This window comes from Rhodococcus sp. NPDC003318, assembly GCF_042879035.1.
In the GTDB taxonomy this organism is placed as follows: domain Bacteria; phylum Actinomycetota; class Actinomycetes; order Mycobacteriales; family Mycobacteriaceae; genus Rhodococcus_G.
The window spans coordinates 70,569-90,288 of sequence record NZ_JBIAOU010000019.1; the positions used below are offsets into that span (position 1 = coordinate 70,569).

Sequence of the window (19,720 nt, forward strand, 5' to 3'; positions counted from 1 at the left end):
GTGAGCGTCGAGGGCTCCCCGGAAGTCGGGACCGCACGCGCCGGCCGGATCCTGGTCGGATTGTCGACTGCGTCGGTGTACCCGCAGAACACCGAGGCCGCCTTCGAGTTCGCCGCGGACCTCGGATACGACGGCGTCGAGTTGATGGTCTGGGCCGAGGGCGTCAGCCAGGACATCGCCGCGGTGCGGCGTCTGGTCCGCAAGTACTCGGTGCCCGTCATCTCGCTGCACGCACCGTGCCTGCTGATCTCGCAGCGGGTCTGGGGCGCCGACCCCGTCGCCAAGCTCGCCCGGTCGGTGGGTGCCGCGGAGTCGCTGGGCGCGCCGACCGTCGTGGTGCATCCGCCGTTCCGCTGGCAGAGGCGTTACGCCGACGGATTCGCCGACCAGGTGCACGAACTCGAGCAGCGCGGCGACATCGCCATCGCGGTCGAGAACATGTTCCCGATGCGTGCGGACCGGTTCTGGGGCGCGAAGTCGCGGTCGGCGGAGCGGATGGAGAAGCGCGGCGGCCCGGGGCGCGGTGTGTCGGTGTTCGCGCCGTCCTACGACCCGACCGATGTCGGGCACGCGCACTACACGCTCGATCTGTCGCACACCGCGACCGCGGGAACGGACGCCGTCGCGTTGGCCGACCGGATGGGGGCCGGGTTGACGCACCTGCATCTCGCGGACGGGCGAGGCGCATCCACCGACGAGCATCTGATCCCCGGCCACGGCTCCCAACCCTGCGCGCAGGTGTGCCGGTCGCTGGCGGCGTCGGACTTCGCCGGACAGGTGGTGCTCGAGGTCAACACCCAGAACGCGCGCACGGTCGCCGAGCGGAAGTCGATGCTCGCGCAGTCGTTGGCCTTCGCCCGCGAGAACCTGGCCCGCGAACACCTCACCCGCTGAGGGCTTGTCTCCGGGGGCGCCGAAACGGGATGGGGAGACACGCCCCAAGACCGTCCGCCCCCGGGGGTGAAGGTGGCCTTCGCTCGATCTGACCGCATGAACGGGACCTTCAGCCGGGGAGGGGAGGAGCCGTGGCGGGGCCGAGAGGGCCGGGGGAGCCGGGGCGGGGAGGGCGGCCGGGTCACAGCGCGGTGGCTGCGGCGGCGATCGTCGCGATTCCGGAGACGATCAGGCCGGCGACGAGGACGACGAAGCCGGCCCACACGGAGCGGATCCAACCGTTCGGGCGTTGCGGGTCGGTGCCGAGGACCGACAGGAAGAAGCCCAGTGGGACGAAGATCGCCGCACTGAGCACGAGCACGGATCCGGTGGTCGACCAGACGGCGCCGACTCCGGCGGCCTGGGTGAGGAGCGCGACGACGAGTCCGAGGGTGACGAGCACGCCGGCATGGGCGTGTCCGGCGCGGAACATCGTCTTCTGCAGGTCGTTGGCACCGTGGGCTCCGCTGACGACTCGGAGCATGAAGGTGCCGCCGAAGGCGATGCCGACGACGGTGAGCAGGGTGATGCCGGTGACGAGCGCGAGAACGGGGTCCATGGCGGTCTCCTCGACGAGGGCACGTATTCTTCTGGGGACGATTTGGATAGCTTCACTATCCGATAATGGATAGTATTGGTATCCATTTGCCCGCGTGTCAAGACCGGAGAGAGGCAGGGTGCATGCGCGTCTCCGAGCTCGTCGCCCGATCCCGCGTCCCCCTCGCGACGATCAAGTACTACCTGCGCGAGGGTGTCCTGATGCCGGGCGAGAGCACCAGCGCCACCCAGGCCCGATACGGTGAGGAACACCTGCACCGTCTCGCCCTGATCAAGGCCCTGGCCGGGGCGGGCCTGCCGATCCACAAGATCCGGCTCATCGTCGAGCTGATCGAGAACCCCGGCGAGAACCTGCACGAGACCATCGGCCGCGCGATCGCCACCCTGCCTCCCTATCCGGAGGGGGAGCGGCGCACCGATCACCCCCGCGCCCGCCGGGCACTGGCCCGGCTCGGTCAGGTCTACGACCCCGGCTATCCCGCCGTCGCGCAGTTCGAACGGGCGCTAGAGGCGGTCGAGAACGTCGGTATCCCGATGACCGACGAACGCCTCGACGCCTACGGCAGGCACATCCGGGGGATCGCCGAACTCGACCTCGCGTTGATGCCGACCGAATCCGCCCAGGCGGCCGTCGAGTACGCGGTACTCGGCACCGCGATCTACGAGCCCGTGATCGCCGCCATGCGCAGGCTCGCGCACCAGCACCTCTCCGCGGCGTCCCGCGGTGCCGACACTCCCGAGAAGGATCACCGATGACCGAGGTCAAGACCCTCACCTCCACCCGCCCGTTCACGGATCTGACCGCGCTCACCGCGCTGGGCGACGGCGCGTACGCGGCGCACATCGATCCCATCTGGACGATCGGGCCGAAGGTGCACGGCGGGTGCATGACCGCCGTCTGCGGTGCCGCGGCGCGCGAGAGCATCCGGGCCGCCGGCGGCGACCGGGGCCTGCAGCCGATGTCGATCAGCGCGAACTACCTCGCCGCGCCCGACCCCGGGGACATCCGGCTCGAGACCACCGTCCGCAAGCGTGGCCGTCAGGTCTGCGTGGTGGATGTCGATCTGCTGCAAGGTGATTCGCTCGCGGTCTCGGCGACGGTCACACTCGGTTTCCCCGACGCCGGTGAGCCGCGCCACCGGGAGCCGCTCGCCCTCGACGCACTGCCCGCCGAGCCGACCGCGGACGCGATCGTGGTCGCGAACGGCCATCCGATGAGCGAGATCGTCCACGTCTCCAAGGGCTGTCAGCTGCGTGTCGACCCGGCGGCCGCGCGCTACCTCACCGGGGAGATCGGGGATCCGGTGAACCGGTTGTGGGCGCGTCCGCTCACCGAGGACGAGACCGACGTCGACGTCGCCGTGCTCTTCGCGATCATGCTCGGCGACATCAGCGCACCGGTGACGATGAACCGCGGCATGCTCGGCTGGGCGCCGACGGTCCAGCTCACCACCTACCTGCGCCGGCTGCCCACCGCCGGATGGTTGCGGGTGATGGCGAGCGCCACGGTGATCGGAGGCACCTGGTTCGAGGAGGACCACCTGGTTCTCGACACCACCGGGCAGGTGGTCGTGCAGAGCCGGCAGCTGGCGATGATCCCGAAGTCCTGACCCGGTACTGGCGGTCCTCGCCTTCGGGCTGCATGGCAGGCTGGCAGGCATGACGAGAATTGCAGTGATCGGTGGCGGCAGGATCGGCGAGGCGCTGATCGCCGGACTGGTGAAGGCGGGCCACGCACCCAAGGATCTGGTGGTCGCCGAGCAGTATCCGCCCCGCGCTCAGGAACTGGCCGGGCAGTACGGGATCCGGGTCACCACCGTCGCCGACGCCGCCGAGGGCGCTCACGTCATCGTCGTCGCGGTCAAGCCGGCCGACGTCGACTCGGTACTGACCGAGCTGAACACCATCGATCTCAACGGGGACGTCGAGCAGCTGATCGTCAGCCTCGCCGCGGGCATCCCGACGGTGCGGTACGAGGGCAAGCTGCCCGCCGGTTTCTCGGTGGTCCGGGTGATGCCGAACACGCCGATGCTGGTCGGCGAGGGTGTCAGCGCCATCGCGGCCGGCCGGTACGCCACGGCCGAGCACCTCGAGAAGGTCCGCGACGTGCTCGGGGCGGTCGGCAAGGTCGTCACGGTGTCCGAGTCGCAGCTCGACGCGGTCACCGCGGTGTCCGGGTCCGGGCCCGCCTACTTCTTCCTGATCGCCGAGGCGATGATCGAGGGTGGCGTCGCGCTGGGGCTGACCCGGGCGACCGCGACCGAACTGGTGGTCCAGACGATGGTCGGTTCGGCGGCGATGCTCGACACCTCCGGGGGGTCGCCGAACGAATTGCGGGCCGACGTCACCTCGCCCGGCGGTACGACCGCGGTGGCGGTTCGCGAACTCGAACGAGGCGGCGTGCGCACCGCGTTCAACGAGGCCCTGGTGGCGGCGAAGGAGCGTTCCGCGGCCCTCGGCGCTGCCCCGGAGTGACAATTCGATAGCTCACACCCGTCGCAGTAATCCCACCTGTCCCGCTAAGCTCGGAGGAGCACGTGCGTGTCTGTTCCGCCGGAGGGGAAGCCGGCGGCGCGACACGTGCCGGAGGTATGCGGACAAATGGTGTCAACCAACAAGCCGAAGGGTCCGGGACCGGAAGGTCAATCCGTCCTCGGCGGCACGCAGTTTCTCACCGTCGCCGAGGTGGCGGCGTTGATGCGCGTGTCGAAGATGACGGTGTACCGACTCGTGCACAGCGGTGAACTGCCTGCTGTGCGGGTCGGGCGATCGTTCCGGGTGCACGCGAAGGCGGTGCACGACTACCTGGAAACGTCGTATTTCGACGCCGGCTGACGGTCGGTTTCGGCAGCCCGGTGGCGCACCGGTACGATTCGTGTCGTCGTGCCATCCAGCCGGGTGTCGTTGAAGGCGCTGGGCTATGTGGATACGAGGCCACAGCGCCAGGTCGGTGTGACGAGAAGTGGTGCACCGGCCGCAACGCACCGCGTACGTCACCGGCGTGCGTGGCTGCGCTGGAAGTGGATTTTGCTGGATAGCGGAAACGCTAGAGAAGAACGTGAGGAACTCCCGCCATGGGTTCAGTGATCAAGAAGCGACGCAAGCGCATGTCGAAGAAGAAGCACCGCAAGCTGCTTCGTAGGACTCGCGTGCAGCGTCGGAAACTCGGCAAGTAAGCCGTTCGAGCGTATGCGCCGGGGCACTCGCCCCGGACCGATGCCCGCCACCGTCACGGTGGTGGGCATCACGCGTTTCAGGGGTTCCAAGTTGGTCGTCCAACCAGGTTCACCGTCCAGGTTTCGAGCCCTCTGCCGAAACGAAAAATGCTGGTGGATGGGCGGTTTCCGTCTCGTTAAGTTTTTGAACGGGAGCGCCGAAAGCGGCTACTCTCGTCAGTGACCGATCAGCGACCATTCGGTGATCAAACCGGGAAGTGGCGATCGGCGTCGTGGACACGGGACAGCGAGTCGGGTCGCGCCGGGTCGGAACACGGCACGGTGGTGAATGCACGTTGGAACACGGCGCGGTGGAAGCACCGCACCGTGGGTACACAGAAGCACTGCACGGTGGGTACACAGAAGCACTGCACGGTGGGTACACAGAAGCACTGCACGGTGGGTACACAGAAACACTGCACGGTGGGTACACAGCAGGGTCGGAACACGGCACGGTGGATCGAGGGCAACGGTCCGCAGGTGCCGGTCACGTCGAACACACAGGGTGAAATCCAGCTACTGGGTCGCATCGAATAGTCACTCGAATACTGGGCGAAACACGGGCAGGGGTGGACGTGGCAGGTGATCGCGGGATACAGCCTCCCGAGGTGGTGCTGGTGACCGGGGCCAGCAGATTTCTCGGTGGGTACCTGGTGGCGAGACTGGCGCAGGATCCGCGCATCGAGCGGGTCATCGCCGTCGACTCGCAGTCACCGACGAAGGACATGATGCGCCGGATGGGTCGCGCGGAGTTCGTGCGCGCCGACATCCGCAATCCGCTCATCGGCAAGGTACTGCGAGGCGCGAAGGTCGACACCGTCGTCCACGCGGCCACGATGGTCAAGCCACCGAAGTCGGGCAGCCGGGCCGCGATGAAGGACATGAACGTCCTCGGTGCCATGCAACTCTTCGCGGTCTGCCAGAAGTCCCCCGAGGTCCGCAAGGTCGTGGTCCGTTCCACGGCGGCGGTCTACGGGTGCAGCGCGAAGGATCCGGCGAAGTTCAGCGAGGAGATGAGTGCGCGACAGCCCCCGCAGGGTGGGTACGCCCGCGACAACATCGAGATCGAGGGCTACGCCCGCGGACTGGGCAGGCGTCGGCCGGAGATCGCGGTCACGCTGCTGCGGATGGCGCCGCTGATCGGCCCGAACCTGCACGGGTCGGTGTCGCGCTACCTGAACTCGCCGATCGTGCCGGCAATTCTCGGACGCGACGCGCGCATGCAGTTGCTGCACGAGGAGGACGCGCTCGCCTCGCTCGAACGCGCCACCGTCGCGGGACCCGCCGGCACCTTCAACATCGCCGGTGACGGGGTCGTCATGCTGTCGCAGGCGGTGCGCCGGGCCGGCGGAATACCGGTGCCGGTGCCGTTCCCGCTGCTCGGTGCGCTCGGTCGGCTGGTGCCGGGATCGGCGGCGCGCGACTTCACCACCGAACAACTCGAGTACTTCCACTTCGGCTGCGGACTCGACACCACCCGGATGCGAGCCGAGCTCGGCTTCGAACCGCGGTGGACGACGCTGCAGGCGCTCGACGACATGATCAGCGGTGCGGCGATCCGCCCGCTGGTGAGCAAGGACTGGCTGAGGTCGGTCGAGTCCGGAATCCGGGAACTGGCCGGCGTGAGCGGGGGAACACGATGAACGAGGTTGCAAAGGTCATCCAGCTGCACGGCGACACCGTGCACCGCGGGCCACGGGTGTCGGCGCGGCACGAGCGGCTCGGCCAGTCGGATCCGACGGCGCTGTTCCCGGGCGCGACCGTGGAACCGCAGCAGCAGGGTTCCGGGTCGATCGCCGAGCGGATCCGCGACGCCGCACGCGACCTCGTCGCCGACCAGGTCGTCGCGGTCGCGGAGTTCCTGCGACGCCGGTTGACCGGCGACTACCAGGTCGACGAGTTCGGGTTCGATCCGCACTTCGCGGAGAACGTGTGGCTGCCGGTGCTGCGGCCGATGTTCGAATCGTGGTTCCGCGTGGAGGTGCGGGGCATCGAGAACGTGCCCGACGAGGGTGGTGCGCTGGTCGTCGCCAACCACGCGGGTGTCATCCCGATCGACGGGCTGATGACGTCCGTCGCGATGTTCGACCACCACCCGAAGCATCGACCGCTGCGGATGCTGGCCGCCGACATGGCGTTCGAACTGCCGGTCGTCGGCAACGTCGCCCGCATGGCCGGACACACCCTGGCGTGCAACCCCGACGCGGAGCGGCTGCTACGGGGTGGTGAGGTCGCCGCGGTGTTCCCGGAAGGCTTCAAGGGCATCGGCAAGCCGTTCAGCGAGCGGTACAAACTGCAGCGGTTCGGTCGCGGTGGGTTCGTGTCCGCGGCGCTGCGGACCGGTGTGCCCATCGTGCCGTGCTCGATCGTCGGGTCGGAGGAGATCTACCCGAAGATCGGCGAACTCAAGTCCCTCGCCCGATTGCTCGGGATGCCGTACTTCCCGGTCACGCCGTTCTTCCCGCATCTCGGCCCGCTCGGCATGATCCCGTTGCCGTCGAAGTGGTACATCGAGTTCGGGGAGCCGATCCGCACCGACACGTACGACGCCTCGGCGGCGGAGGACCCGATGGTGACGTTCGAACTCACCGACCACGTCCGCGAGACCATCCAGCAGACCCTGTACCGGCTGCTCGCGCAGCGGCGCAACGTCTTCCTGGGCTGATCCTCGGCGCGCTCGCGCCGCTGCGCGTCAGCGCTCTGCTGTCCCGCGCGTCAGCACTGGCGTGACCCCGTGCGCGTCAGCGCTGGTGTGACCCTGTGCGTCAGCGCCGCTTGCGGCTCAGGGCCGCGCCGAGCGCGCCGCCGAGCGCACCGAGTGCGAGGGCGGTGGGGACGCCGATCTTCGCGGCCTTGCGTCCGGTGCGGAAGTCCCGGATCTCCCAACCGCGGTTGCGGGCGACCTCCTTGAGGTCGGCGTCCGGGTTGATCGCGACGGCAGTGCCGACCAGCGACAGCATCGGCACGTCGTTGTGGCTGTCCGAGTAGGCCGTGCACCGCTTGAGGTTCAGGCCCTCGCGGACGGCGAGGGTGCGCACCGCGTGCGCCTTGCCCGCGCCGTGCAGGATGTCGCCGACGAGCCGGCCGGTGAACCTGCCGCCCTCCGACTCGACGACCGTGCCGAGCGCGCCGGTCAGTCCGAGGCGCTTGGCGATCACCTGCGCGAGTTCCACGGGTGTCGCGGTGACCAGCCACACCTGCTGGCCGGCGTCGAGGTGCATCTGGGCCAGTGCCCGCGTCCCGGGCCACACCTTGTCGGCGATCAGCTGGTCGTAGATCTCCTCGCCGAGGCGGGTGAACTCGGCGGTCTCGCGGCCGGCGATGAAGGACAGGGCCTTCTCCTTGCCGGATGCGACGTCGTTGCTGTTCTCCTTGCCGGTGACCCGGAACTTGAGCTGCTGCCAGCCGAATCGGGCCATGTCGGAGAACGAGATGTACTTGCGGGCGGCGAGGCCCCGCGCGAAGTGGATGATCGACGCGCCCTGGACCATCGTGTTGTCGACGTCGAAGAACGCCGCCGCGGTCAGGTCCCGCGGGACGGCGGGCTCGCCCTCGAGCAGGGCGGCGTCGGCGGCCTCGGCCTCCTGCAGCGCGAGGGCGGCGTCGGCGCTGGCCTCCCCGGCCAGGCTCGCGCGCAGCTGGGCGTCGGTCGGTCCGAGGGGGTTGCGGCCCCGTCGCCGGATGCGGGACAGGCCGCCACCGACTCCCGACCCGTTCGACCCTGTCAGCCCAGGCACTCGCACCTCCGGTGGTTGGCAATCCGGGCTAACCCTAACCCTCGCTTCCAGCGTGCACCGGGCGGATGCACACCGCGACCGTCCGGTGTGATGTCCGTCTCCGGTTGCCGGTGCGTCGGGGTGGCATGGTGGACGACATGACGGCATCGACCCACACCATCACCCTCCTGACCCGTGCCGGATGCGGCTCCTGTGAGCAGGCCAGGGAACAGTTGCTGCCGCTGTGTGAGGAATTCGGCATTTCGCTCGAATCCGTCGACGTCGACGAGGCGGCGGCCGTCGATCCCGAACTGCGTGCCGAGTACGGCGATCGACTGCCGGTCGTGCTGCTCGACGGCCGCGAGCACAGTTACTGGGAGGTCGACGAGGTTCGACTGCGATCGGATTTGACAATCTGAGGTCGGCCTGCGCGTCCCGATATACGGTCGCTGCGCAGGTCGCAGCGGGTTGAGCGACTTTGTGCAGGGCTTCACAAGCAGTTACCGTGGTGTGAACAGTCCCCCCGGATCAAAGTGAACTCCGGTCGTGTGCATGGCCGGACGAGGAGCCACAGAAGTGACCGAACAGCACCAGCCGCATGGGTTCACCGCCCGTGGCGTCGCCGGGGCTGATTCGACTTCCCGTTCGGACGGCACGGTCCGGGATCTGCCGCAGGCCACGGTCACGCGCCTCGCCACGTATCTGCGCGTCCTCGGCGTGATGGCCGACGACGGCACCCTGATCGTCTCGAGCGAGGAACTCGCCACCGCCGCCGGGGTCGGATCGGCGAAGCTGCGCAAGGACCTGTCGTTCCTCGGACCGAACGGTGTCCGCGGCGTCGGCTACGACGTGACGCGGCTGCGCGCCCGCATCGAGTCCGCGCTCGGCCTCGACCAGGGGCACCGGGTGGTGCTCGTCGGCGCCGGGCACCTCGGTCAGGCGCTGGCCCGGTACGGTGGCTTCGGGCGGCGCGGATTCACGATGGTCGGCCTGTTCGACCGTGACCCCGCGCGGATCGGCACGGACGTCGACGGCCTCGAGGTCCGCGACGTCGCCGAACTCGAGAGGGCGAGCCGCGAACTCGCCGCGACGATCGGTGTCGTCGCCACCCCGGACGGGGCTGCGCAGGAGGTCTGCGACCGGCTGGTCGCCGCCGGTGTCCGGTGCATCCTCAGTTTCGCGTCGGCGTCGCTCGACGTGCCGCCGCACGTGGAGATCAGGCGCGTGGATCTCGCGGTGGAGATGCAGGTGCTCTCCTTCCGCAGCGCACGCAACACCGAGGCCGAGCACAACTCGGAGCCCGCCGCGGTCGGTCTCGGCGGAGCGGCGCCGCGTCGCGCCACCGGTTCCTCGTCGCGGGGCGCCTCGGCAGCCCAGCTCAGTTCGGCACAGCTCGGTTCGACAAAGAATGGATCGGTGATCGCACCGTGAGTGTTCTCCTGGTCGGGATTTCGCATCGAAGCGCTCCCGTTCCCGTCCTCGAGCGGGTCGCGGTGGCCGACACCGACCGACCGAAGCTGATCGACACGCTGCTCGAGTCGCCGCACATCTCGGAGTCGATGATCGTCTCGACGTGCAACCGGGTGGAGATCTACGCGGTCGTCGACGCGTTCCACGGTGCCCTCGCCGACGTCGGTTCGACCCTCGCCGGGCATTCCGGTCTGGACTTCACCGACCTGACGAAGTACACCTACGTCCGCTACAGCGAGGCCGCGGCGGAGCACCTGTTCTCCGTTGCCAGCGGGCTCGACTCGATGGTCGTCGGGGAGCAGCAGATCCTCGGCCAGATCCGCACCGCATACGCCGTGTCCGACAACCAGAAGGCGGCGGGCCGGGTGCTGCACGAGCTGGCGCAGCAGGCGCTGCGCGTCGGCAAGCGGGTGCACTCGGAGACCGGCATCGACCGCGCGGGCGCGTCGGTGGTGTCGGTGGCGCTCGACCGGGCCGCGAAGGTTCTCGCCGCGCCGGACGAGCCGAACGGCCTGGCCGGCCGGACCGCGGTCGTCGTCGGCGCCGGATCGATGGGCGGACTGTCGGTCGCGCACCTGACCCGGAACGGCATCGGACGGGTCGTCGTCGCGAACCGCACCCGCGAACGCGCGGAGCACCTCGCGGACACCGTCCGGGCGGCGGGCGTCGAGGCCGCCACCGTCGAGCTGTCCGACCTGGCGACCGCGCTGTCCGAGGCGGACGTGATGGTGGCCTGTACCGGCGCGGTCGGCGCGGTGGTCAGCCTCGCCGACGCGCACATCGCCCTGTCGTCCCGGGACGCCCTGCGCAAGCCGCTGGTGATCTGCGACCTCGGCCTGCCCCGCGACGTGGAGCCCGCCGTCGCGGGCCTGCCCGGCGTGACGCTGCTCGACATCGCGACGATGAAGTCCGACCCGGCCGCCGGTGCGGCGGCCGCCGACGCCGACGCGGCCCGCGAGATCGTCGCCGGTGAGCTCGCGACCTACCTGGCCGGGCAGCGCCTCGCCGAGGTCACCCCCACGGTGACCGCGCTGCGTCAGCGCGCCGCCGAGGTGGTCGAGAGCGAACTGCTCCGCCTCGAGTCCCGGCTGCCCGGCCTCGACGATCCGCAGCGCGACGAGGTCGCGCGCACCGTGCGCCGTGTAGTCGACAAGTTGCTGCACGCGCCGACCGTCCGGGTCAAGCAGTTGGCGACCACTCCGGGCGGCGACGCCTACGCGGCCGCGCTGCGTGAACTGTTCGAGCTGGCGCCCGGTAGCGCCGAGGCCGTTGCCGCACCTCGGGAGGTGCGGGCCGTCGAGATGTCCGAGGACACCGCGGCGATGTGGCAGAAGGGGATCGGCGAATGAACGCGACCGCACCAGCCGCGCCCGGCACCGACACCCCCCGCAAGACCCTGCGGATCGGCACCCGCGGCAGCCTGCTCGCCACCACCCAGGCCGGGACGGTCCGGGACGCGCTGATCGCGGCCGGGCACCCCGCCGAACTGGTGATCATCACGACGAAGGGCGATGTCACCGCCGGGCCGGTGCAGCGCATCGGCGTCGGCGTCTTCGTCGCCGAACTGCGCGAGGCCCTGCTCGCCGGCGAGGTGGACGTCGCCGTGCACTCGTACAAGGACCTGCCGACCGTGCAGCCCGCGGACCTCGTGGTCGCCGCGGTGCCGCCGCGGGAGGATCCCCGTGACGCGCTGGTTGCCCGTGACGGTCTGGTCCTCGGTGAACTGCCGCCAGGGTCGAAGGTCGGTACGTCCGCTCCGCGCCGCCGCGCCCAGTTGCGTGCGCTCGGTCTCGGTCTCGACATCCAGCCGCTGCGCGGGAACATCGACACCCGGCTCGGCAAGGTCGAGTCCGGGGAACTGGACGCGATCGTCATCGCCCGGGCCGGGTTGTCCCGGATCGGGCGGCTCGACGCGATCACCGAGTCGCTCGAGCCGGTGCAGATGCTGCCCGCGCCGTCGCAGGGTGCCCTGGCCGTCGAGTGCCGGGCCGACAACCCGGACCTGATCGCGATCCTCGCCGAACTCGACGACGCCGCGGCCCGCGCCGCCGTCGTGGCCGAGCGGTCGCTGCTGGCCGAGCTGGAGGCGGGCTGCACCGCACCGGTCGGCGCCATCGCCGAGGTCGTCGAGTCCATCGACGACGAGGGCCGGATCTTCGACGAGCTGTCGGTCCGCGGATGCGCGGCGGCGGTGGACGGATCGGACTCGATCCGTGCCTCCGCAGTCGGATCACCCAGCCGCGCCGAGGAACTCGGCCGGGCCGTCGCCCGCGAACTGCTCGAGCTGGGCGCGCGGGAACTGATGGTCGCCGCCGACGCCGAGGAGGCTCCGGCAGATGACTGACAGGACCGAGTCGTGGCGAGCCAAACGGACACCGCGACACCCCAACGCATTACCCCTGAACAACGGCATTTCGAACGCACTGGAGAACAACCGATGAGCCGAGTCCGAAAGAACACCCCCGGACGGATCCTGTTCGTGGGCTCAGGCCCGGGCGATCCCGCGCTGCTCACGGTCCGCGCCCACGACGTCCTCGCCAACGCGACGCTCGCGTTCACCGACCCCGACGTCGACAAGGGTGTCACCGCGCTGGTCGGCACCGCGTTGCGCGGCAAGGGCGTCGCCGAGGACCCCGAGCATCCGCTCTCCGAGGTGCGTCCCGCGCTGGGTGAGCCCGCGGAGGTCGCGAAGACGCTGGTCCACGAGGCGAAGGCCGGGCACGACGTGGTCCGCATCGTCTCGGGCGACCCGCTGACCACCGATTCGGTGATCGCCGAGGTAAACGCCGTCGCCCGCACTCAGGTCGTGTTCGAGATCCTGCCGGGCCTGCCCGCCGGGTCCGCGGTGCCCAGCTACGCGGGTATGGCGCTGGGATCCGGGCACACCGAGGTCGACGTGCGCGGCGAGGTGGACTGGGCCGCGCTGGCCGCGGCGCCCGGACCGCTGGTGCTGCACGCGAGCTCCGCGCACCTGGCCGAGACGGCGAGCGCACTGGTCGAGCACGGCCTGGCGCCGCAGACTCCGGCCGCGATCACCGTCCGCGGCACCACCCGGCAGCAGCGCACGGTCGAGGCGACGCTGGCGACGCTGAACGAGGCCGGCTCGGAGCTGGTCGGGTCGCTGATCGTCACGGTCGGCAAGGTCGTCACGCACCGCAACAAGATGTCGTGGTGGGAGTCGCGTGCCCTGTACGGCTGGACGGTACTGGTGCCGCGCACCAAGGACCAGGCCGGTGAGATGAGCGACCGGCTCGTCACGCACGGCGCCATCCCGATCGAGGTGCCGACGATCGCCGTCGAGCCGCCGCGCAGTCCCGCGCAGATGGAACGGTCCGTCAAGGGCCTCGTCGACGGCCGCTACCAGTGGGTGGTGTTCACCTCGACGAACGCCGTGCGAGCGGTGTGGGAGAAGTTCGAGGAGTTCGGTCTCGACGCCCGCGCGTTCTCCGGCGTGAAGATCGCCTGCATCGGCCAGGCCACCGCGGACAAGGTGCGCAGCTTCGGCATCAACCCGGAGCTGGTGCCGACGGGGGAGCAGTCCTCCGAGGGTCTGCTGGCCGAATTCGCCCCGTACGACGACGTTTTCGACCCGGTCAACCGGGTGCTGCTGCCGCGCGCCGACATCGCGACGGAGACCCTCGCCGAGGGTCTGCGTCAGCGTGGCTGGGAGATCGACGACGTCACCGCGTACCGCACCGTGCGGGCGGCGCCGCCGCCGGCGGAGACCCGCGAGATGATCAAGACCGGCGGCTTCGACGCGGTGTGCTTCACCTCCTCGTCGACGGTCCGGAACCTGGTCGGTATCGCCGGAAAGCCGCACGCGCGCACCATCGTTGCGTGCATCGGCCCGAAGACGGCGGAGACGGCGATCGAGTTCGGTCTGCGGGTGGACGTGCAGCCGGAGACGGCGCAGGTCGGTCCGCTGGTCGAGGCGCTCGCCGAGCACGCGGCCCGGCTGCGTGCCGAGGGCGCACTGCCCCCGCCGCGCAAGAAGTCCCGTAGGCGCTGACGAGCCCGTGAGTCCTTTCGGCCCCGTGGCGGACCGGAAGGACTCACGGGTCCGATGAAGGAGGGCTCTTCCTTGTTCCCGGCCGACCGACCCCGCCGGCTGCGCAGCACCAAGGCGCTGCGCCGCCTGGTTGCCGAAACGTCTTTGGAGCCACGACATCTGGTGCTGCCGATGTTCGTCGCCGACGGCATCGGCGCACCGCGGGAGATCTCCTCGATGCCCGGCGTGTACCAGCACACCCTCGACACGTTGCGCGCCGCCGCGACGGAGGCAGTCAAGGCCGGGGTCGGCGGTCTGATGCTGTTCGGGGTGCCGCGACCGGAGGACAAGGACGCCGCCGGATCCGGTGCCACCGACCCGGACGGCATCCTCAACCGCGGATTGCGTGCGCTGCGTGACGAACTCGGCGACGCCACCGTCCTGATGGCCGACACCTGCCTCGACGAGTTCACCTCCCACGGGCACTGCGGTGTGCTGACCGCGGACGGCACCGTCGACAACGACGCCACCCTCACGCGCTACGTGGACATGGCCGTCGCGCAGGCCGAATCGGGTGCCCACCTGCTCGGCCCGAGCGGGATGATGGACGGACAGGTCGCGGCGATCCGCGAGGGCCTCGACGACGCCGGTCACGCCGACATCGGGATCCTGGCGTACGCGGCGAAGTACGCCTCCGCGTTCTACGGCCCCTTCCGGGAGGCCGTCGGGTCGACCCTCGAGGGGGACCGGCGCACCTACCAGCAGGACCCGGCGAACCGTCGCGAGTCGCTGCGCGAGGTCGACCTCGACCTCGAGGAGGGCGCCGACATCGTGATGGTCAAGCCGGCGATGAGCTACCTCGACGTGCTGCGGGAGGTCGCGGACATGTCCACGGTGCCCGTAGCCGCCTACCAGATCTCCGGCGAGTACTCGATGATCACCGCCGCCGCGCAGAACGGCTGGATCGACCGGGACGCCGCGATCCTCGAGTCGCTGCTGAGCATCCGCCGCGCCGGCGCCGACATCGTGCTCACCTACTGGGCCGCCGAAGTGGCGGCACGGCTGTGAACCAGCCGGAGCAGCCGCAGGGCCAGTGGCCCCCGCCGGGGCAGTGGCCGCAGTGGCCACAGGAACAGGGGCCGCAGGGGCAGGGGCCGCAGTGGCCGCAGGAACAGGGGCCGCAAGGGCAGGGGCCGCAGGGGCAGCCGGGACCATGGCCGCCGCAGGGCATGCCGCCCGGTGCGCCCCGGCCGCCGGCCGCACCCGAGCCGCCCGTCGACGTGGTGACGGCCTTCCAGTTGCTGTGCGGGGTGGCCGTACTCGGTGTCGTGAACCTGATCGCGACGCTGCTCGCCATCTACGCCGACCGGGACACGTTCGTCGACCAGTTGCTCGCCGACGTCGCGGCCCAGGACCCGTCGCTCGAGATCAGCCGCTCGACCGTGGAGAGCATGCTCGCGGTCGGTCTCGGCCTGACCGGGCTGGTCGGACTCGGTGTCACCGGCCTGTACATGCTGTTCGCGTTCAAGATGCGGGCGGGCCGGAACTGGGCCCGGATGCTGGTGACGATGCTCGGCGTGATCATGGTGTTCTCCGCGATTCCGGCGCTGTTCGGGCTCGGTGGCGGCGGCGCGGCGATGCTGGTCTCGGGTGCGGCCGCGATCCTGCAGGCCGTCCTCGTCGTCGGCGCGATCGTGCTCATGCACCGCAGCGAATCCAACAAGTACTTCCTGCCTGCCCTGCGGAACCACGATGGCTGAGCGCGGCGCGCGGCCACGTCCCGTCGACGTCGCGTACTGGCTGTGGATCGTGTGTGCGGCGCTGCTGGTGCTGTTCGGTCTGCTCGCCCTGACCGCGTCCGGCGACGCCGTCCGCGAGCAACTGCTCGCCAACGGCGTGGCGCCCGACAGCGTGGACGCGCTGGTGTCCCTGCTGCGCGGGTCCGGTGGGCTCGCGATCGCGGTCGGCCTGGGGACGGGGTTCATGGCCGGGCCGGTGCGCGCCGGGCATCCGGGTTTCCGCCGCGCCGAGGTCGCGTTGACCGGCGTGTACGCGGTGATCCAGGTGCTGTCGACGGCGGTGGGGGTGGGCCAGTTGCCGATGCTGCTGACCGCGGTCGGGATGCTCGCCGCGGCGGCGGTGGTGTTCCTGCCGTCGGCGCGGGGCTGGTTCGTTCGTGGCTGACGCCTCGGGCGCCGAGACCGACGCCGGCCGGGTCGTGTTCGCCGAGCCGGGAGGACGCTGGCGCACCGTGGCGTTCGGGCCGGTGCTGTGCCTGGTGGTGTTGGTGGGGGACCTGTTCATCGGGGCGGGCGTGCACGTGTTCGGGCTGACGCTGTTCGCGGTGGTCCTGGCGGGGCTGGTCGCGGTGCAGGTGGCGGCGGCGCGTCGGCATGCGAGCGTCGAGTTGACGGGCCGCGCGTTGCGGTGCGGCACCGAGGCGGTCGCGCGGGCCGACATCGCGGAGGTACTGCCCGCGGCCGATCCGGAGGCGACGGACCCGCTGCCGTGGGAGACGGCCCGGGCACTCGGTGACCTGTCCGGTGTGCCGCGCCGGCGCACGGCGATCGGCCTGCGGCTGGCCGACGGCGGGCTGGTGCGGGCGTGGGCGCGGGACGGCGACGGGTTGCGGACGGCGCTCGGCGAGGGGAGTGCGAGGTGAGCGTGAACGTGCGGCGGATCGGCATGGCGGCGCTGGCGGTGGTCGCCGTGGTGACCGCGGTGTGGTGCTGGACGCAGGGCGTCCGGCAGTTCGAGTTCGCGCCCTACGCCGACGGGGCTCCGCCGTTCACGGCGACGCACTACTCCGGGCCGTGGATCGGGGGTGCGGCGGCGGCGGTGATCGTCGCGGGCCTGGCCGCGCTCGACGTGTGGCGGCTGCGACTCCGGCGCCGGGCCGACCTGCCCTAGTTACCCTCCGGGGGTATGGTAGAGGCATGAACGGTTACACACCCGAGAAGGAGAACCTGCTCAAGCGGCTGCGCCGCATCGAGGGGCAGGTCGCGGGGATCTCGCGCATGGTCGACGACGACCGCTACTGCATCGACATCCTCACCCAGGTGTCCGCGGTGACGAGTGCGCTGCAGTCCGTGTCGCTGAAGCTGCTCGACGAGCACCTCGCGCACTGCGTCGTCGAGGCCGCGCGCAAGGGTGGCCCCGAGGCGGACGCCAAGGTCAAGGAGGCGTCCGACGCCATCGCCCGTCTCGTGAAGTCGTAACCCCGTTCGTCGAACACAGAACCCTGGAGGAGACAGAGCAATGCAGAGCACGTTCACCGTCACCGGCATGACCTGTCAGCACTGCGTGGCCTCGGTGACCGAAGAGGTCTCCGAGCTGCCCGGCGTGACCGCCGTCGCGGTCGATCTGGACAGCGGCCGCGTCGACGTGACCAGTGACGCCCCGCTCGACCCGGGCGCCGTCGCCGCCGCCGTCGCAGAGGCGGGCTACGAGCTGGCGTCATGAGCACGGCTCTCGGCGGCCGGGCGTCCGGTGAGGCCGCTGCCCAGGCCGGCGTCGACCTCGACATCGGCGGGATGACGTGCGCGTCGTGCGCGAACCGCATCGAGCGCAAGCTCCGCAAGATCGACGGCGTCACCGCGACGGTGAACTTCGCCACGGAGCGGGCGCACGTCACCCGGCCCGACACGGTTTCCGTCGCCGACCTCGTCGCCGCGATCGAGGCCGCCGGATACACCGCCGGGGAGGTGCCCGAGGAGCCGGAACCGGTTCCCGCGCACAGCGATGCGCTCGGGCTGCGGTTGCTGGTGTCGGCGGCCGCCGCCGTGCCGGTGATCGCGCTGTCGATGGTGCCCGCGCTCCGGTTCGACTACTGGCAGTGGATCGCGCTGGCGCTGACCACCCTCGTCGTGTTCTGGGGCGGCTACCCCTTCCATCGGGCCGCGCTCGTCAACGCCCGGCACGGCGCGTCGACGATGGACACCCTCGTCTCGCTCGGCACCCTCGCCGCCTACGGATGGTCGGTGTGGGCGTTGGTGTTCGGCACCGCCGGGCATGTCGGCGCCACCCACGAGTTCTCCTTCGCGCTCGGCGCCCACGACCCGTCGAGCCAGATCTACCTCGAGGTCGCCGCGGCGGTGACGGTGTTCCTGCTCGCGGGCCGATACGCGGAGGCCAAGGCCAAACGCCGGGCGGGCGCCGCGCTGCGGTCGCTGCTCGAGGTCGGTGCCAAGGACGTCGCGGTGCTGCGGCCCGACGGCACCGAGACCCGAATTCCGGTGCAGCGGTTGCGCGTCGGGGACGAGTTCGTGGTGCGTCCGGGGGAGAAGATCGCCACCGACGGCGTGGTGGTCCGCGGCCGTGCCGCGGTGGACACCTCCGCGATCACCGGCGAGTCGGTGCCCGTCGACGTCACGGCGGGTGACGGTGTGGTCGGCGGCACGGTGAACACCGACGGGCAGCTCGTCGTGCGGGCCCGGAAGGTCGGCGCCGACACCCAACTCGCGCACATCGCCCGCCTGGTCACCGAGGCGCAGAACGGCAAGGCCGCGGTGGCGCGGCTCGCGGACCGGGTGTCGGCGGTGTTCGTTCCCGTCGTGCTGGTGCTCGCCGCGCTCACCCTCGCCGGCTGGCTGGCGACCGGGCACGCCGCGACGGAGGCGTTCACCGCCGCCGTGGCGGTGCTGATCGTCGCGTGCCCGTGCGCCCTCGGGCTGGCCACGCCGACAGCGCTGCTCGTCGGCACGGGACGCGGCGCGCAACTCGGCATCCTGATCCGCGGCCCGGAGGTGCTCGAACAGACCCGGCGGATCGACACCGTCGTCCTGGACAAGACCGGCACCGTCACCACCGGCACCATGACCGTCCGCGCGGTCACGGCCGCCGACGGCGAGGATCCGGACCGGGTGCTGGCAATCGCCGCCGCCGTCGAGTCGGCGTCCGAGCATCCGGTGGCGCGGGCGATCGCGTCCGCCGGTGCGGGAGCGGCGGTGACCGATTTCGGCAGCCGCGCGGGGCTCGGTGTCGTGGGCACCGTCGACGGTGTGCGGGTCGCGGTCGGCAAGCCGGAGCATCCCGTGCCCGCCGAGCTGGCCGGGGCGTTCGCGTCGGGCGAGACGACCGTCGCGGTGTCGTGGGACGGCGCGGTGCGCGGCGCGATCACCGTCGCGGACGCGGTGAAACCGTCCAGCGCCGAGGCGATCGCGCAGCTGCGTGCGCTCGGGATGACGCCGGTGCTGCTCACCGGCGACACCGAGGCGGTGGCCCAGCGGGTCGCGGCCGAGGTCGGCATCGAGCAGGTGATCGCCGGGGTGCTGCCGGAGGGCAAGGCCGCGACGATCGCGGAGCTGCAGCGGCGCGGCCACGCCGTCGCGATGGTCGGGGACGGCGTCAACGACGCCGCCGCGCTGGCGACCGCGCACGTCGGGCTCGCGATGGGCACCGGCACCGACGCCGCGATCGAGGCCGGCGACCTGACCCTGGTGCGGGGCGATCTCACGTCGGTGCCGCTGGCGATCCGGCTGGCCCGCGCGACGCTGCACACCATCCGGGCCAACCTGTTCTGGGCGTTCGCCTACAACGTCGCCGCGATCCCGCTCGCCGCCCTCGGCCTCCTCGACCCGATGATCGCGGGCGCCGCGATGGCCGCGTCGTCGGTGTTCGTGGTGGGGAACAGCCTTCGGCTGCGCCGCTTCCGCTGACGCTGCGGCGCTCCCGCCGACCCGTGCCGCTTCCGCCGACCGGTGCCGACCACACGCGCCTCCCCGTCCGGCTGAAGGTGGCCTTCGTTGAACTGGTCCCCGGAAGTTGGACCGGGTAATCGGAAGCCTAGGCGGCGAGGGCTTGGGCCCGGTATGTGACCGGGCTCAAGCCGTCGAGCTTGG

23 protein-coding genes are annotated in these 19,720 nt (G+C 70.8%); 21 read left to right on the plus strand and 2 right to left on the minus strand.

Annotation, left to right across the window (positions count from 1 at the left end; all coding sequences use genetic code 11):
* Entirely contained in the window at positions 1-894 is an 894-nt protein-coding gene (locus tag ACFYVR_RS22390) for a sugar phosphate isomerase/epimerase family protein (protein ID WP_387477258.1), read from the plus strand.
* A 181-nt stretch (positions 895-1,075) separates the two neighbouring features.
* On the opposite strand, the gene ACFYVR_RS22395 is transcribed toward ACFYVR_RS22390, so the two are convergent.
* On the minus strand, positions 1,076-1,492 hold the full coding sequence (locus tag ACFYVR_RS22395; protein WP_387477260.1) for a hypothetical protein: 417 nt from the start codon (positions 1,490-1,492) through the stop codon (positions 1,076-1,078).
* Between the two features lie 122 nt (positions 1,493-1,614).
* On the opposite strand from ACFYVR_RS22395, the gene ACFYVR_RS22400 reads away from it, so the two are divergent.
* The 7 genes from ACFYVR_RS22400 (at position 1,615) to ACFYVR_RS22430 (ending at position 7,371) form a co-directional block, all read left to right on the plus strand.
* Complete coding sequence (locus tag ACFYVR_RS22400) at positions 1,615-2,247, plus strand: MerR family transcriptional regulator (protein WP_387477262.1); 633 nt, start codon at positions 1,615-1,617, stop codon at positions 2,245-2,247.
* The gene (locus tag ACFYVR_RS22405; protein ID WP_387477264.1) at positions 2,244-3,101 is read left to right on the plus strand and encodes a thioesterase family protein; all 858 of its coding nucleotides are present in this window, start codon (positions 2,244-2,246) and stop codon (positions 3,099-3,101) included. Before ACFYVR_RS22400 ends, ACFYVR_RS22405 begins: the two co-directional genes overlap by 4 nt.
* A 49-nt stretch (positions 3,102-3,150) precedes the next feature.
* Positions 3,151-3,966, plus strand: coding sequence for a pyrroline-5-carboxylate reductase (gene proC / locus ACFYVR_RS22410; RefSeq protein WP_387477266.1), 816 nt, complete (start codon positions 3,151-3,153; stop codon positions 3,964-3,966).
* Positions 3,967-4,092: 126 nt separating this feature from the next.
* Complete coding sequence (locus tag ACFYVR_RS22415; RefSeq protein ID WP_387477268.1) at positions 4,093-4,326, plus strand: helix-turn-helix domain-containing protein; 234 nt, start codon at positions 4,093-4,095, stop codon at positions 4,324-4,326.
* Between the two features lie 239 nt (positions 4,327-4,565).
* Entirely contained in the window at positions 4,566-4,667 is a 102-nt protein-coding gene (locus tag ACFYVR_RS22420; RefSeq protein ID WP_003402602.1) for a 30S ribosomal protein bS22, read from the plus strand.
* Between the two features lie 647 nt (positions 4,668-5,314).
* Positions 5,315-6,349, plus strand: coding sequence for an NAD-dependent epimerase/dehydratase family protein (locus ACFYVR_RS22425; RefSeq protein ID WP_387477312.1), 1,035 nt, complete (start codon positions 5,315-5,317; stop codon positions 6,347-6,349).
* Positions 6,346-7,371, plus strand: a complete 1,026-nt coding sequence (locus ACFYVR_RS22430; protein ID WP_387477270.1) for a lysophospholipid acyltransferase family protein — start codon at positions 6,346-6,348, stop codon at positions 7,369-7,371. Before ACFYVR_RS22425 ends, ACFYVR_RS22430 begins: the two co-directional genes overlap by 4 nt.
* A gap of 100 nt (positions 7,372-7,471) precedes the next feature.
* On the opposite strand, the gene ACFYVR_RS22435 is transcribed toward ACFYVR_RS22430, so the two are convergent.
* Positions 7,472-8,443: an HAD family hydrolase gene (locus ACFYVR_RS22435; RefSeq protein ID WP_387477272.1), complete on the minus strand. Its 972-nt coding sequence runs from the start codon at positions 8,441-8,443 to the stop codon at positions 7,472-7,474.
* A 137-nt stretch (positions 8,444-8,580) separates the two neighbouring features.
* Between ACFYVR_RS22435 and ACFYVR_RS22440 the strand changes: the two genes are divergently transcribed.
* The 13 genes from ACFYVR_RS22440 to ACFYVR_RS22500 all read left to right on the plus strand — a co-directional run bounded on the left by ACFYVR_RS22440 (position 8,581) and on the right by ACFYVR_RS22500 (position 19,537).
* A complete protein-coding gene (locus tag ACFYVR_RS22440; protein WP_387477274.1) occupies positions 8,581-8,841 on the plus strand; it encodes a glutaredoxin family protein in 261 nt (86 codons plus the stop codon).
* Positions 8,842-8,998: 157 nt separating this feature from the next.
* Positions 8,999-9,853, plus strand: coding sequence for a redox-sensing transcriptional repressor Rex (locus ACFYVR_RS22445; RefSeq protein ID WP_387477276.1), 855 nt, complete (start codon positions 8,999-9,001; stop codon positions 9,851-9,853).
* Entirely contained in the window at positions 9,850-11,241 is a 1,392-nt protein-coding gene (locus tag ACFYVR_RS22450; protein ID WP_387477278.1) for a glutamyl-tRNA reductase, read from the plus strand. The genes ACFYVR_RS22445 and ACFYVR_RS22450 overlap by 4 nt, the downstream gene beginning before the upstream one ends.
* Positions 11,238-12,236, plus strand: a complete 999-nt coding sequence (gene hemC, locus ACFYVR_RS22455; protein WP_387477280.1) for a hydroxymethylbilane synthase — start codon at positions 11,238-11,240, stop codon at positions 12,234-12,236. Before ACFYVR_RS22450 ends, hemC begins: the two co-directional genes overlap by 4 nt.
* A 93-nt stretch (positions 12,237-12,329) precedes the next feature.
* On the plus strand, positions 12,330-13,901 hold the full coding sequence (locus tag ACFYVR_RS22460) for a uroporphyrinogen-III synthase (protein WP_387477282.1): 1,572 nt from the start codon (positions 12,330-12,332) through the stop codon (positions 13,899-13,901).
* A gap of 72 nt (positions 13,902-13,973) precedes the next feature.
* Positions 13,974-14,948, plus strand: a complete 975-nt coding sequence (gene hemB, locus ACFYVR_RS22465) for a porphobilinogen synthase (RefSeq protein WP_387477314.1) — start codon at positions 13,974-13,976, stop codon at positions 14,946-14,948.
* Positions 14,945-15,640, plus strand: a complete 696-nt coding sequence (locus ACFYVR_RS22470; protein ID WP_387477284.1) for a hypothetical protein — start codon at positions 14,945-14,947, stop codon at positions 15,638-15,640. Before hemB ends, ACFYVR_RS22470 begins: the two co-directional genes overlap by 4 nt.
* Complete coding sequence (locus ACFYVR_RS22475; RefSeq protein WP_387477286.1) at positions 15,633-16,064, plus strand: hypothetical protein; 432 nt, start codon at positions 15,633-15,635, stop codon at positions 16,062-16,064. Before ACFYVR_RS22470 ends, ACFYVR_RS22475 begins: the two co-directional genes overlap by 8 nt.
* Positions 16,057-16,542 carry a hypothetical protein gene (locus ACFYVR_RS22480; protein WP_387477288.1) on the plus strand — a complete coding sequence of 162 codons (486 nt, stop codon included), beginning with the start codon at positions 16,057-16,059 and terminating at the stop codon, positions 16,540-16,542. Before ACFYVR_RS22475 ends, ACFYVR_RS22480 begins: the two co-directional genes overlap by 8 nt.
* Positions 16,539-16,790, plus strand: a complete 252-nt coding sequence (locus ACFYVR_RS22485; RefSeq protein WP_387477290.1) for a hypothetical protein — start codon at positions 16,539-16,541, stop codon at positions 16,788-16,790. Before ACFYVR_RS22480 ends, ACFYVR_RS22485 begins: the two co-directional genes overlap by 4 nt.
* A 26-nt stretch (positions 16,791-16,816) precedes the next feature.
* Positions 16,817-17,098: a metal-sensitive transcriptional regulator gene (locus ACFYVR_RS22490; RefSeq protein WP_387477292.1), complete on the plus strand. Its 282-nt coding sequence runs from the start codon at positions 16,817-16,819 to the stop codon at positions 17,096-17,098.
* A 40-nt stretch (positions 17,099-17,138) separates the two neighbouring features.
* Complete coding sequence (locus ACFYVR_RS22495; RefSeq protein WP_387477294.1) at positions 17,139-17,342, plus strand: heavy-metal-associated domain-containing protein; 204 nt, start codon at positions 17,139-17,141, stop codon at positions 17,340-17,342.
* Positions 17,339-19,537 (plus strand): heavy metal translocating P-type ATPase, encoded by a 2,199-nt coding sequence (locus ACFYVR_RS22500; protein ID WP_387477296.1) that lies wholly within the window; start codon positions 17,339-17,341, stop codon positions 19,535-19,537. Before ACFYVR_RS22495 ends, ACFYVR_RS22500 begins: the two co-directional genes overlap by 4 nt.
* The last annotated feature ends 183 nt before the right edge of the window (positions 19,538-19,720 follow it).

What these genes read in the sequence shown, in the direction of transcription:
- proC (WP_387477266.1), top strand. Translation starts at nt 3,151, where the DNA reads ATGACGAGAATTGCAGTGATCGGTGGCGGCAGGATCGGCGAGGCGCTG.
- ACFYVR_RS22405 (WP_387477264.1), top strand. Translation starts at nt 2,244, where the DNA reads ATGACCGAGGTCAAGACCCTCACCTCCACCCGCCCGTTCACGGATCTG.
- ACFYVR_RS22475 (WP_387477286.1), top strand. Translation starts at nt 15,633, where the DNA reads ATGGCTGAGCGCGGCGCGCGGCCACGTCCCGTCGACGTCGCGTACTGG.
- ACFYVR_RS22460 (WP_387477282.1), top strand. Translation starts at nt 12,330, where the DNA reads ATGAGCCGAGTCCGAAAGAACACCCCCGGACGGATCCTGTTCGTGGGC.
- ACFYVR_RS22430 (WP_387477270.1), top strand. Translation starts at nt 6,346, where the DNA reads ATGAACGAGGTTGCAAAGGTCATCCAGCTGCACGGCGACACCGTGCAC.
- ACFYVR_RS22395 (WP_387477260.1), bottom strand. Translation starts at nt 1,492, where the DNA reads ATGGACCCCGTTCTCGCGCTCGTCACCGGCATCACCCTGCTCACCGTC.
- ACFYVR_RS22500 (WP_387477296.1), top strand. Translation starts at nt 17,339, where the DNA reads ATGAGCACGGCTCTCGGCGGCCGGGCGTCCGGTGAGGCCGCTGCCCAG.
- ACFYVR_RS22440 (WP_387477274.1), top strand. Translation starts at nt 8,581, where the DNA reads ATGACGGCATCGACCCACACCATCACCCTCCTGACCCGTGCCGGATGC.
- ACFYVR_RS22400 (WP_387477262.1), top strand. Translation starts at nt 1,615, where the DNA reads ATGCGCGTCTCCGAGCTCGTCGCCCGATCCCGCGTCCCCCTCGCGACG.
- ACFYVR_RS22415 (WP_387477268.1), top strand. Translation starts at nt 4,093, where the DNA reads ATGGTGTCAACCAACAAGCCGAAGGGTCCGGGACCGGAAGGTCAATCC.
- hemC (WP_387477280.1), top strand. Translation starts at nt 11,238, where the DNA reads ATGAACGCGACCGCACCAGCCGCGCCCGGCACCGACACCCCCCGCAAG.
- ACFYVR_RS22495 (WP_387477294.1), top strand. Translation starts at nt 17,139, where the DNA reads ATGCAGAGCACGTTCACCGTCACCGGCATGACCTGTCAGCACTGCGTG.
- ACFYVR_RS22420 (WP_003402602.1), top strand. Translation starts at nt 4,566, where the DNA reads ATGGGTTCAGTGATCAAGAAGCGACGCAAGCGCATGTCGAAGAAGAAG.
- ACFYVR_RS22490 (WP_387477292.1), top strand. Translation starts at nt 16,817, where the DNA reads ATGAACGGTTACACACCCGAGAAGGAGAACCTGCTCAAGCGGCTGCGC.